Here is a 12903-nt window from a genome sequence, read left to right as displayed (position 1 = left end):
TCGAGCCCTACTCTTATTAAATAACCTACAAATAGGCTTTCAATACACTACATAGAGGCTAGTACCAGAAAGCTAATACTAAAAAACTTGAACACAACAAGGTGACTATCGCAGGAATACCGTCTTTCCAAGTATCAAATCTTAAATGGAAATAAAGTGCTCCTATTGAAGTCGCTCCAAGTATTGCTCCGCCCATCACTTGAGTCTGTTCTGGTGAAATTTCACATAGAGCTAAAATCAAAAGTACTGCTCCTGTCAGTTCGACTAACCCCACCAGAAACATAATCACTCTATTCAAGCCATAGCTTTTAAAGAAACCAAGTTGAATTTCAAATACCTTCTTTTGCCAACCAAGTGTTTTAATCGAACTCGCCAACACAAAGAACACCACCATCAAAATGCTGATTGCTGTACCCATCTCGCTACCTCTATAAGAATCACATTAATTTCAACGATGCTATTTAAGCATTCATAATTGAGGTGATAAATGCTAGCTTTAGGATAGTTAAGATTCCAAATTGGAATAGATAAACCAAAGGCGAGTAAGATGGACAAGATCGAATGTATTCGCATCTTTGTGGAAACCGCGCAACTGAATAGCTTCACTGCAACGGCCAACAAGTTAGACATGACACAAAGTGCAGTGAGCAAGAAGATAGCGTGGTTGGAGAGTGACTTAGGGATCACTTTGTTTCAACGAAACAGCCGAAAAATCTCCCTCACTCATGCAGGAAAAGACTACCTCACCTATTGCTCCCGTTTACTCGAAGAGATGTCTACCATAGAAAGCAAACTCAAGCGTGAGACTGAATCCGTAGAAGGCGAGCTTAAGATCTCAGCACCAAGTGCATTTTCTACAATGTTATTGAGCGAACCACTTCAAGCCTTTATTGAGCAGCATCCAGGTATCCGTGTAAACCTCAGTGTCGACGACCGAATTGTAAACCTGAATGACCACAACATTGATATTGCTATCCGAGCATCACAACTCAAAGACTCAGGGTTAAAGGCTCGCTTCCTGTTCAACAACAAAATCCAATACGTTGCATCACCCGATTACCTAAGTAAGTACGGGAAACCTGAAAACCCCAAAGATCTTAGCCAACATCAGTGCTTAACCTATTCTTTGATGAATCCGGCAAGCGAATGGCGTTTCACCGATAAAGAGCACCAATGCACCAGCGTGAAAGTAAACCAGATTTTTACGTCAGACAGCCCAGAAATGCTGCTGACTATGGCTCGACAAGGTTTAGGCGTGGTTGCGTTACCGGATTGGATGAGTGACGAGTTTGTTGAAAAAGGAGAATTAACGCGGTTATTGGAAGGTTGGAATAACGAATACTTGCCGATGTACGCGGTGTACCATGCAAGTGATTATTTGCCTCAGCGAATTCGTGTGTTTATCGATTTTCTCGCAGAGTGCTTGAGCTCCACTGATAATTAGAGCTCTACGAACAATAGAGCTCAGGCAATAGTTAATACATTACTTTGGTGACGCTTAACCCATCACATCTTTGCGCTGGTCAACGCATTCAAAAGAGCCCATTTCAAACTCACGACAGATCCAAGGTCGGTTTTCGTAGATGGTACACATCAGTGTTTCCCGATCGACCGCTGAGCACCAACCATCATCTAGACGTTTCATGGTTTCACCGCCCCATTCGTCATAAGCGATATGCTCTTCTGGAACGCCAGTGTCTGTGATGATCATAACCTCTAAACGACAACAGCACGCCTGACAATTGGCACAAGTTACTTCAGGTTCGGTGATGTTCTTTATCTCTATGGTCATATGTGACTACACTGCTAAATTTTGCGTATAGTAATCGAAACCGCTCGCTACGGCTAATAAAGAAAGCAGCCAACACTGTTTTCGGGCGGACAAAATTAAAAACGGGCGTTGTGATTGACTCACAACACCCGTTAGATTTTTCGTTTAGCTAGGTAGAAGCGCTATCTAGAATAGACTCGCAAAAAACAACTTAACGTAATCCATTAAACGCTTGAACAACCCGCCCTGCTCGACTGCTTCAAGTGCAATCAAAGGTTGAGTTTGAACATCTTCGCCATCGACTGTGTAGTGAACCACACCTAAAGTTTGCCCTTCGGCAATCGGTGCTTTCAGTTCAGAGTTAAGCTCGATAGACGCGGTCAGCTTTTTACTGTCTGACTTAGGCAACGTGATAAACGTATCTTCCGCAACACCAAGCTTCAATGTGTCTTGATCACCAAACCACACCTTCTCTTCTGCTACTTGATCGCCGCCTTGATGCGGGTTTAGCGTGTCGAAGAAGCGGAAGCCGTAACTCAATAGCTGCTTACTGTCTGACTCACGGCTCTTAACGCTTGATGCGCCCATAACCACCGCGATAAGTCGCATTTCACCTTGTGTCGCAGAGCTCGCTAAGCTATAGCCTGCGCCAGATGTGTAGCCTGTCTTCATGCCATCAACGGTTAAGCTTCTATCACGTAGCAAGCCATTACGGTTGTGCTGTGTGATACCGTTATAGCTGAAAGAACGTTCGCTATATAAGCCATACACATCAGGAAGATCTTTAATAATCGCTCGGCCAAGCAGCGCGATATCATAAGGAGTCGAATAGAGGTCTTCGGCATCTAGACCGTGTGCGTTAGCAAAATGGGTATTTTCCAATTTGAGAGAAGTCGCCCAAGAGTTCATCAAATCAACGAAAGCATCTTGTGAACCCGCTACGTGCTCGGCAATAGCAACACTGGCATCGTTGCCCGATTGAATGATCAAACCACGATACAGGTCCATCATCGCCACATCAGTATTCACTTCAATGAACATCTTTGAAGAGTCCGGGAAGTTCTTCGCCCATGCGTTTTCACTGATACGCACTTGGTCGTCAGCAGAGATGTTGCCTCGCTTCATCTCTTGGCCAGCAACATAGCTGGTCATCAGCTTGGTTAAGCTTGCTGGGTTTAACTTAGTGTGTGCATTGTTTTCGACAAGCACATCACCAGAATTGAAGTCGATTAACACATACCCTTTCGCACCTAAGCTAGGTGGAGTCGGTACGATAGAAGGTGCTGCGACGGCGGCATTACTAACCATCGCGGCGTTACTTACAATGAATATACTTAATAGAGGGAGAGAGTATTTGGAGAACAGTTTCATTGAATCAAACCTAAGTTAACGTTTTGTCCAGTATAGACAAATGCTAGCAAAAGAAGCGCGAACTTTACGTTGCTTTACGCAAATGTACCTTTAGTTACAAATAAAAAAGTATAATCTGCGATCTGTCCGTTTTTTAGACAGATAATATTGACTCAATGAATATATTTAATACTTAGTTTAAGCGCTCGGGCATGCGTCTAAATAGCATCTCAACAAAGCCTGAAATACGTTGTTTGCTTTCGCCAGATTCCAGTTGTGGTTGAATGCCAGATTGCGCTAATGCTCGCCACTGAATCATTTCTGAATTTGGTACTGAAAACACGATATACAGAGATCCTTTTTCGGCCAATTTACCTTTGCCATCATAGAAAGGTACGCCCGTAGAAAGCTGAACCGCATCAAAAATTGAATTGTCATTGAGCTCTGATTCTTCCGCGAGCCCGAAACCAACCACTACATCACCAAGACTGCCGTCCTGTTCCAAACGGTATCCTTTCTCAGACAATTGCTCTTCAATTGCGTCACGTACCATATCGGTAACCAAGGTTTCATCGTATTTTTGAGAAAGATAGACCTGTTCAGATTGTGGGTGCCACGAGTATGTCGTCACACCATCTTTCATGAATTCGAAGTCACCGCTTGTCACTACACCATAGTCATGTGCTGCTGGTTGTTCTTGTGTGGTACAAGCCGTCAGTCCAACCGCCATTAAAGCCAACAGTGCCGCTCTTTTTATGCTTTTTGTTGCACAAATGGATCGTTTTATCATTCGCGGAGTCCCTACCTATATAAGAATAACTATCAATTTAACCTCCAACATAATTAGTAATTATGTTAATAGAAAGGTCATTAAACGTTTGCGTAATCGCTAACCTTCACTTCTGCCCGTTTTGGGGGTTTAATCACAAAAACAGAGTTGGTATAGTCTACCCCGTTAAACAAAACCAGACCATTCGAGGCACGGAGCTTCCTCAATCATCTCATGAAGAGAAGAATTGGTACCGACAAAGTATCGGCAAATTTAAGAGGGTCAAACAATGGAATTCAATATGGTTGAAATTTTAGGTTACGCTGCGTCTATTATGGTCGCAATTTCATTAACAATGAAAGATATCGTTCGTCTGCGTGTCCTTAACTTTATCGGTTGTGCTCTCTTCACAGCTTACGGCATCATGATTGACGCATGGCCAGTTGCTGCAACCAACGGTTTTATCGCTTGTGTAAACATCTACTTCCTTGCAAAAATGCAAAAGGAAAAAAAAACGGAAGCGATGAAAGCAGCGAAAGCTTAAATTAGCGACTCGCATTTCAAAAATTTGTGAAAAAGCCCAAACGGTTCCTCTCGTTCTAGTAAGAACAGAAGCACAGTTTGGGCTTTTTTATGTCTGTCGTTTATCAATCTCTTGATCTGTCGTTTTAAAAGTTGTCTTCACAGCGACACCGTCGAAAGTGTATCAAGTATAAGCAATCCGATATTCGTTCTCTCGATACATCTGGGTGTTATTGCGGCCACTCTCTTTGGCTTGATATAGCGCTTTGTCGGCTTTTTCGATTGTACCTTCTATCTGAAACAACACCTGAGCATAACAACACCCTGCACTCACTGTTACTGGTGACACCAAGCCTTGTATTTGTTCGACTCTGTGTCTTAACGATTCTGACAATTCAAACAGTTGACGCTCATCACAGTCAAACGTCACCAGAATAAACTCTTCGCCACCATAACGAGCAATCAAGCGATGATCACTTGTAAACTGCTTCAAGGTTTTTGCGACGGCACAAATCACCCGATCACCCTGAGCATGTCCGTGTAGGTCATTCACTGATTTAAAATGGTCAATATCCAATAGAATAACGCCAACACCTTGTAAGGGATAAGGCGAGTTATCCGATATTCTCAGCTTAATCTGCTCAATGAAACTGCGCCGACTATGGAGTCCAGTAAGATAATCAAGGCTCGCCACATCTAAGATCTTTAGGTGACGATGCCGCAGGTAAAGGACCAGAACCACAATAATACTCAGTAGGCTAACCACCAACGTCATCAAACTTGCCAGCAACAAGCTGTGATTTTTGTTGAGCTCTTGTTCTAACACACCCGCAGAAATAACCCAGTTCAGGTATGGATAAAACTTATAGAAGATGTTTTTGCTTGTCGTGCCATCTTCTGTAGAGATTGAGTAGCTAAAGTGACCTTCAGGTTCAGCCACAACCTTATCGAGCAGCAACTCTGAAGAGTCTTCAATCAAGGCTTTTAAATGCTGGTGTTCAAAGTTAGGTTGAAGAACTAACTCACCCTGTAAATCAACGATATACACATAACCACTATCGCCATAAGAGTACTTTCTCAGTTTGTCTTTAAGCGCTTCAAGATCAACAAGATACATCAGTTCATCTTTATAAGTGGTCGCCACCAATGTATTACCACTCGGGAGCCTCACTGAATATGCAACCTTCGCACGTTTACCGACTTCATGTGGATTGACATGAGAATACTGAGTCATTCCTGATTTTAAACTCAGTTGTTGTTGAATATGGGTTAAATGCGCACGATTTTGCCCTTGTAGAAACGGATGATACAGATGAACACCTTGAGGCGACATTAAATAGATATAACCAGACTCTCCAATCACCAATTCATTGGCGATTCGGATGACCTCGTCGACTTCCTGTTCTGGATTGACACGCACGGTATGAGAGGCGACGGTATCAGTCACACCTTTGAGGTAGGTTCTTATCGCTTCGTTGACTGTGGTGTCTACGATGTCATAGCTCGCGTTCACAATGGTACGAAAGAAGAACTGGTTGGATTCTAATAGTGATTCTTTCGTTCGGTTGAACTGAACAGCAGAAAGGATCAAAGAAACTACGGCCAGTACAATTGAAAAACTAAGAATGTATTTACGTCTGACTTTCAAAATGACCCCGTAGCTTTTTAATTTTAGGGAACGCTATTGTTTTTGTGATAAGCAGACTGTTTTATATCATAGTTGTGCTTTTTACTGAACGAGTGTCGATATTTTGAGAGATTTCTATACGCAATCTGTGACTTATAGCAAAAACGCCGAACTGAATTCAGTTCGGCGTTTTAATTTTACGTTTGAGTTGTATGTTTAAATTACACTAAATCACTGATAAATAAATTCAAAACCATTCGTATTTATTATCTTTTATCATTGCCTTTAGCATTATTTTAGCTCAGTACACGATGTTTAAATGCGCTCTTACATTCACTTATCCAACAGTCGTGTACTGCACGGTTAACGTATTGGTATAAACCATTTCGTCTTTATTAAGAACAAACCTGAGTCCAGCTACCGTCGCTACCCGGCTCAGAGCTTGTCCACCAGTTAGCTTGGTAAATACTACCGTTGTGAACCACTTGGTCACCCGTGTTTGCATGGCTTGGATTACCTGCCCAATCTTTCTTAGGTAGATCTGGGTAAACCGTTAAACCCGCAGTGTCACATGTACCAGGGTTTGTGCCACCATCGCCAGGGTTACCACCACCAGAGCTGATATCACCTAATGGTAAATCGGGTTGCTCGAAGCTAAAGGCATAGTCGACACCATTCACACTCACTGCATAGTTTGCAGGGCCTGAAATTGGCAAGTAATACACCATATCTAGCTCATACACACCACCAGCAGGAAGATCTTCCCATGCAGGTAACGTGAACGCTACACGGTGCATAGTACCGTCTAATCCGCCGATGTTATCCGCACGAGTATGACCCGAAGCAATCACAGACAAACCACCGCCCGATTGATCTTTCGCGTTATCAGGAGCTGATACTGGGATATCGAATTGGAACTCAGTTCCCCCCGGAAGTGCTTGCCCTGTGTTGTTCGTGAACGTGATCTTAGGGTTGATTGGGTAGTTTTGGTCACCGACTTTGAAGCCACCAACCGATACCGCGATATCTAGCGCTTCTGTTGGGATAGCACCCGTCGCGACTTTGTTTCCATATGGGGTTGCAGACTTAAACTTATCGTAGATAGCTTTCGTCATTGTGTTACCCATGTGGAACTCACCGTTACCGCTGTTACACGCTTGCTCAGTGGTATCGATTGAAGTTCGGTTGCCGCTCGCATCCAGTACATAACAGTTATAATCCCCTGCTAGTTCCCAGAACATAATGCCGCCGATTTCTTTATCGATAACGTAGTCCGCTTTCACATCGATAGACTGCTTATCTTCTGTAGAAAGGAATACGCCCTTCTCTGCATTCCACAACCAAGGTGCAACCGCCACGCTGTCGTAGTTACGCGTGTAAGTGCCGGTTAGAACATCCGTTGGATCGTTGACAGGGTCAAGCTTGTAAGCATCCGCATAAGAACCCCAAATACCTTTCTCTAGGTTCTTCGCATGCCACATTGGGTTGGAACCCGCACCCATCTCGTTGCCTTTCGGATCGGTATCGTGCCACATGTTGTCGATACCAATTGCGCCATGACCACAGTTGTTCTTCTCGCCTTCGCCTGTACCCGCCGCACATTCAGATTGATTTGGCAGTGCAGCTCGGCCCCAAAGACCATTCTCACCACCCGTTACACCTTGCCAACCACGCGTGTAGTAAGGTACACCGATGTTAATACGACCTGCTGGCATAGAACCACGGAAGTAATGGTAAGCCCAATCCGTGTTCAGATAACCGATACCACCGTAAGCCGCAGTGCCATAAACATTCCACTGTGCTAGCTCTGAATCTTTACCTGTATCAAACAAGGCAGCGTTATGACCAACGTGATCGTTCCATGCACCGTGAAGGTCGTAAGACATGATGTTTACGTAATCGAGATACTTGGTGACATCAAATGTTTCCATACCGCGCAATAGGTAACCAGAAGAAGGAGCCGCGATAGTTAACATGTAATGATTGCCATCTTCCGCAGACGCCACATCAAGCTTCTCACGTAGCACTTTCATCAATACTTGGTACGAAGCCCAGAGGTACTGACGACGTGGTTCCATGAAGTCCTTGTCGTATGGGTTACCTGCACCCGCCATTGAAGTTGGGTATTCGTAATCGATATCAAGACCGTCGAACTGGTATTTACGAAGCATTTCAACCGCTGAAGTCGCGAATGTTTCGATACCTTGATGGTTGATAGAGCCATCAGCATTGGTTGTCATGGTGTAGAAACCACCATCAGCAACTCGGCTGCCGTCAGTCGCGAAGTGACCGCCTGTTTCAGCCCAACCACCGATTGAGATTAACGTTTTAACGCCGTGTTTTTTCTTCGCTGTTGCGAGTGCACCAAAATGACCTTTAAAACCTAAAGCAGGATCAACTTCCACGCCCGGCCACTCTTTACCTACAGCAGCATTATTAGGATCATTTACATCACCCACATTTACTTTGCCGTCTGAACCAATGCTCACGAATGCGTAGTTAATGTGTGTAAGTTGTTCCCAAGGAATATCATTTACTAGGTAAGCGGCTTGTGGGTCGTCCCCTGCACGCCAGCTTGTGAAGTAACCAATCACACGACGTGGGTGATCCGCGCCCATCTTCTCGCGGCCTTCATCATCGTAAATCGTACAGTAAGGGACATCGATACCTTGCGTTTGATACAAGCCATCAGGTCGACAAGTACTCACCGTTGGAGCGCCGTTAACTGTCAAAGAAGCCAGTGCTGAATCTGCCGTTGCGCCTTGGTTGTCTGTCGCTTTCGCGTAAACCGCTAAAGAGCCTGCTTGAATGGTTGTGTAATCTAGCGTGTATGGGCTGGTCGCTGCTGTACCCACAAGAGCACCCGCTACGTAGAAATCAACCTTATCAACCGTGCCATCGCTGTCTGCTGCCGTTGCTGTCAGTGTGACTACACCACCAACATCAACGGATGTCGCTGAAAGTGCTACCGAAACTGTCGGTGCTTCATTACCTGGTTGTGCTGAATCAACAGAAACAGAAACCGCACTTGCAACACTTGCTGCGCCTTCATTATCCGTTGCAACAACTGAAACTTGATGGTTACCAGACGTTGCAGCCCAAGCCGCTTCAAATGGTGCCGCTGTCACTACTGCAACCGAAGAACCATCGACAAAGAATTCTACCGAAGCGACACTGCCATCAGAGTCCAGTGCTGTTGCGCTAAGTACCACATTATCGCCTTCAACAATCACATCGGATGCGGTTGGCGCTGTTAACGAGGCTGTTGGCGCTTCATTTGGTGTACCGCCGCCTCCATTACCGCTACACACATCCAGTTTTTTCCACTGTGCGTAATCACCTTCAAATTGGCTCGGGTTGTTGTTTTGATTCCAGTAATTCGCTGAGTACGCGCTGCCGTCATGTGAAACCTGATCACCACCGGTGTAAACCGTGGCTGAGTCCCACGTTTCTAACGTTGAACAATCAACAGCCGCATAACTGTTGAACGCCATTAAGCATGACGCGGTGAGAGTACTGAGTGTAAAAACCTTCTTGGCCACTCTTCCTTGGTTTAGGTGCATGTTAGCTATCCCTTAAGTTGTTGTTTCAAGATGTTTAATCTAAATGGCATTTTCCTCACCACTTAAATCTCTTCGCAAAACAACTGTAGGTAACAGCGCCAATTAAACACCTAAAATATTCAGTATTTATAAAATGACTCGCATTAATTTGTTTATAGCATGCAATGAGTCGACACTTATTTTGCACCAACAACTAATATTAATTTATTTCGGAAAGCTAAAAAATAATGTCTCAAAAATCGGAAATGTGACTCAGGTTTGAGAAAAAATTCGCATTAAATCTAACCAAAAAGTAGAGATTTATAGGCGATTTGATGTTCTTTTTAGAATTCGCCCACTTTTTGATAACAAATGTGTTAGTATCGGCGGCTTTTTTGACGAACCTCACATTTCTATGCAAGTGTGGGAGAAATACATAGGCTTGAAAGAGCCAAATATAGCGAAGAAATAATGTCCAACTTGACGCAAGTCGCCAACGAAAACATCAACGCAGAATCTACTTCTATCGATTTCAATAAAGCTCAATCTTTGGGTGAAAAACTGGAACTCGGAAACCCAGTCTTTTGGCTTAGTGGCAGTTTTTTAACCCTCTTTGTCATCCTCGCTTTCACCAACACCTCCGTGTTGTCCGAACTTGTTAACATCGGCTTTAGTTACTCAACTAAGTGGTTCGGTGCTTTCTGGCAAGTCCTATTACTACTCAACTTCATCATCGGCTTAGTGCTTGCACTAGGACGTACAGGCCACGTTCGTCTAGGAACGCTTGCCCTCCCTGAAATGACCACTTTTAAATGGATGTCTATCGTCTTATGTACGCTGCTAGCTGGCGGCGGTGTGTTTTGGGCAGCAGCAGAGCCTATTGCTCACTTTGTTTCAGCGCCGCCACTTTATGGCAACGCTGATCCGCAAGCGATGGCGTTTAACGCTCTATCACAATCTTTCATGCACTGGGGTTTCCTTGCATGGGCAATCTTAGGTGGCTTGTCTTCTATCGTGTTAATGCACCTGCATTACGACAAAGGCCTTCCTCTTAAGCCTCGCACTCTGCTTTACCCCGTACTTGGCGACAAGGCAATCAACAGCTGGGTGGGTAACGTAGTCGACGCATGCAGCATTGTTGCTGTAGCCGCAGGTACTATCGGCCCTATCGGTTTCCTTGGCCTACAAATCAGCTACGCATTGAGTGAACTGTTTGGTATTTCAGACAGCTTTGCAACTCAAAGCGTGGTGATCCTGTTTGCAATCGCAATGTACACATTGTCTGCATTAAGTGGCGTGAACAAGGGCATCCAACTGGTTAGCCGTTACAACATCATCTTGTCTGTGTGCCTAATCGGCTACATCCTTCTAGTAGGCCCAACGAGCTTCATCGTTGACGGTTATCTACAAGGCATGGGCGAAATGGTTGATAACTTCATCCCAATGGCGCTTTACCGCCAAGATACGGCGTGGCTAGGTGGTTGGACAGTATTCTTCTGGGGCTGGTTCTTAGGCTATGGCCCGATGATGGCAATCTTTATTGCTCGTATCTCACGCGGCCGTACCATTCGCCAAATGATCGTTTCTATCAGCATCGTTGCACCGCTTGTAACGTGTTTCTGGTTCAGCATTGTTGGTGGTAGTGGTTTAGCGTTTGAATTAGAGAACCCAGGCGTGATTTCTAGCGCGTTCGAAGGCTTCAACCTTCCAGCAGTTCTTCTAGCAATTACCGCGCAACTGCCGTTCCCTACTCTGATTGCGATTCTGTTCCTTATTCTGACGACCACGTTCATCGTGACAACAGGTGACTCAATGACTTACACAATCAGTGTAGTAATGACGGGCACAACAGAGCCGAACGCAGCAGTACGTACCTTCTGGGGTATCATCATGGGTGCGGTAGCTATTGCACTTATCTCGATGGGCTCTGGAGGCATCTCTGCGCTACAGTCATTCATTGTGATCACGGCCGTGCCTGTATCCTTCATCTTGCTACCGTGTTTATGGCACGCACCAAAGATCGCAAAACAGATGGCAAGAGATCAAGGCATCGCTTAATACCTAATCCGATTTAGTATCGGTTAGCGTGTAAAACGAAAAAGCCACTCAAGTGATTCACCTGAGTGGCTTTGTTTTATCTGTTCGTTACCTGTATTGACGAAGCTTACTTCTACCGATAGTTCGGCTTATTGAAACTTTTCACCCGCAGCAACCATAAAAGACATCTCAACCAATAGCTCTGGGTTTGCCAATTCAGCTTTTACACACGCTCGGCTTGGTGCGCTACCTTCAGGGAACCACGAATCCCACACTTCATTGAGTGCATCAAAGTTAGCAAAATCTGTTAGGTAAATTGTCACCGACAATACGCGAGATTTATCGCTGTCGATTAAACTCATCATTTCTTCAGCTTGGTCAAAAATTTGCTGAACCTGACTCTTAATTCCTACCGATGTATCCGTCTCTGGTACTTCAACAAAGCTTGCGATGCCATTAAAAACAGTGACATCAGACCAACGCTTGGTCGGGTTAATTCTATGGATTTTCACGGGCGATTCTCTTCTTATAATTTGGATTTACGTCAGCGTAATCTAATCCAAATTACTAATATTGAAAACAAAAATTAGAATGGACCTCTTCCTGCTTTAAAACTCCCCTTTGCAACCAACCACTTTTCGGCTTGATTCATGAAGTCTCAAACTAGCGCTTACTAAAAAAGATTAAGTATTATTCTCACAGCGAAATTAATTTTGTACTCGTGCGGTCATATTCAGGGATTTTATTAAATGGAGTACTTTTATGCATGTTCAAACCTATGATTTAAAACAGACTAATGTGGGATATAACCTTGGAGTGGTTGGCGTTGCATTAGTGCTCGCTTGGATTGGTATTTACAAGTTTACGCCAACCGAAGCGATGCTCATTGAACCGTTAATCGCAAATCACCCTGCAATGAACTGGCTTTACAATCTGTTCTCAGTGCAAGCTGTGTCTAACATGGTGGGTGGCGCGGAGATCATTGTCGCAATTGGACTGATCGTTGGATTTAAGAAACCGAAAGTTGCCTTCTATTCAGGCATTGCAGCAGCGGCTATCTTTGTTGTGACACTCAGCTTCCTGATTACAACGCCAAATGCTTGGAAAGTTTCAGATGGCATATTGGTCACTAACTTCTTCCTAGTGAAAGACATCCTGTTCTTGGCGATCGCTATTAGCGTAATCGAACGTAACAAACCTCAGAAGTAACCGTAAATCTATAAGTGGCCGTAACTAGAAGTAACCTTAAACCTTGAAATAAAAAGACTCGAAGCTGGCTAGAAGG

11 protein-coding genes are annotated in these 12903 nt (G+C 44.3%); 4 read left to right on the top strand and 7 right to left on the bottom strand.

Going from position 1 to position 12903, the window contains the following annotated elements:
* Positions 1-58: 58 nt before the first annotated feature.
* Complete coding sequence (locus tag OCV12_RS20905) at positions 59-418, bottom strand: DoxX family protein (protein WP_261886015.1); 360 nt, start codon at positions 416-418, stop codon at positions 59-61.
* A gap of 129 nt (positions 419-547) precedes the next feature.
* Between OCV12_RS20905 and OCV12_RS20900 the strand changes: the two genes are divergently transcribed.
* Complete coding sequence (locus OCV12_RS20900) at positions 548-1444, top strand: LysR family transcriptional regulator (protein WP_261886014.1); 897 nt, start codon at positions 548-550, stop codon at positions 1442-1444.
* 54 nt (positions 1445-1498) lie between these two features.
* On the opposite strand, the gene OCV12_RS20895 is transcribed toward OCV12_RS20900, so the two are convergent.
* The 3 genes from OCV12_RS20895 to OCV12_RS20885 all read right to left on the bottom strand — a co-directional run bounded on the left by OCV12_RS20895 (position 1499) and on the right by OCV12_RS20885 (position 3911).
* Positions 1499-1792, bottom strand: coding sequence for a YkgJ family cysteine cluster protein (locus tag OCV12_RS20895; protein ID WP_019821980.1), 294 nt, complete (start codon positions 1790-1792; stop codon positions 1499-1501).
* 165 nt (positions 1793-1957) lie between these two features.
* Positions 1958-3142: a D-alanyl-D-alanine carboxypeptidase family protein gene (locus tag OCV12_RS20890; RefSeq protein ID WP_176679559.1), complete on the bottom strand. Its 1185-nt coding sequence runs from the start codon at positions 3140-3142 to the stop codon at positions 1958-1960.
* Positions 3143-3314: 172 nt separating this feature from the next.
* Positions 3315-3911 carry a DUF4136 domain-containing protein gene (locus OCV12_RS20885; protein ID WP_261886013.1) on the bottom strand — a complete coding sequence of 199 codons (597 nt, stop codon included), beginning with the start codon at positions 3909-3911 and terminating at the stop codon, positions 3315-3317.
* Between the two features lie 268 nt (positions 3912-4179).
* Here OCV12_RS20885 and OCV12_RS20880 point away from each other — a divergent pair, with 268 nt between their 5' ends.
* Positions 4180-4434: a YgjV family protein gene (locus tag OCV12_RS20880; RefSeq protein ID WP_017068159.1), complete on the top strand. Its 255-nt coding sequence runs from the start codon at positions 4180-4182 to the stop codon at positions 4432-4434.
* A gap of 162 nt (positions 4435-4596) precedes the next feature.
* Here the strand turns inward: OCV12_RS20880 and OCV12_RS20875 are convergent, their stop codons facing one another.
* Complete coding sequence (locus OCV12_RS20875) at positions 4597-6060, bottom strand: sensor domain-containing diguanylate cyclase (protein ID WP_261886012.1); 1464 nt, start codon at positions 6058-6060, stop codon at positions 4597-4599.
* A gap of 374 nt (positions 6061-6434) precedes the next feature.
* Positions 6435-9602, bottom strand: coding sequence for a chitinase C-terminal domain-containing protein (locus tag OCV12_RS20870; RefSeq protein WP_261886011.1), 3168 nt, complete (start codon positions 9600-9602; stop codon positions 6435-6437).
* Positions 9603-10052: 450 nt separating this feature from the next.
* Between OCV12_RS20870 and OCV12_RS20865 the strand changes: the two genes are divergently transcribed.
* Positions 10053-11639 (top strand): BCCT family transporter, encoded by a 1587-nt coding sequence (locus OCV12_RS20865; RefSeq protein WP_017631810.1) that lies wholly within the window; start codon positions 10053-10055, stop codon positions 11637-11639.
* 128 nt (positions 11640-11767) lie between these two features.
* Here OCV12_RS20865 and OCV12_RS20860 read toward each other — a convergent pair whose 3' ends face one another.
* On the bottom strand, positions 11768-12130 hold the full coding sequence (locus tag OCV12_RS20860; protein WP_261886010.1) for a RidA family protein: 363 nt from the start codon (positions 12128-12130) through the stop codon (positions 11768-11770).
* Positions 12131-12380: 250 nt separating this feature from the next.
* On the opposite strand from OCV12_RS20860, the gene OCV12_RS20855 reads away from it, so the two are divergent.
* On the top strand, positions 12381-12827 hold the full coding sequence (locus tag OCV12_RS20855) for a YkgB family protein (RefSeq protein WP_261886009.1): 447 nt from the start codon (positions 12381-12383) through the stop codon (positions 12825-12827).
* Positions 12828-12903: the final 76 nt, after the last annotated feature.

This window comes from Vibrio pomeroyi (assembly GCF_024347595.1).
Taxonomy (GTDB): Bacteria; Pseudomonadota; Gammaproteobacteria; order Enterobacterales; family Vibrionaceae; genus Vibrio; species Vibrio pomeroyi.
The sequence above is the reverse complement of the archived record's forward strand: the minus strand, read 5'-3'. Positions and strand labels throughout refer to the sequence as shown.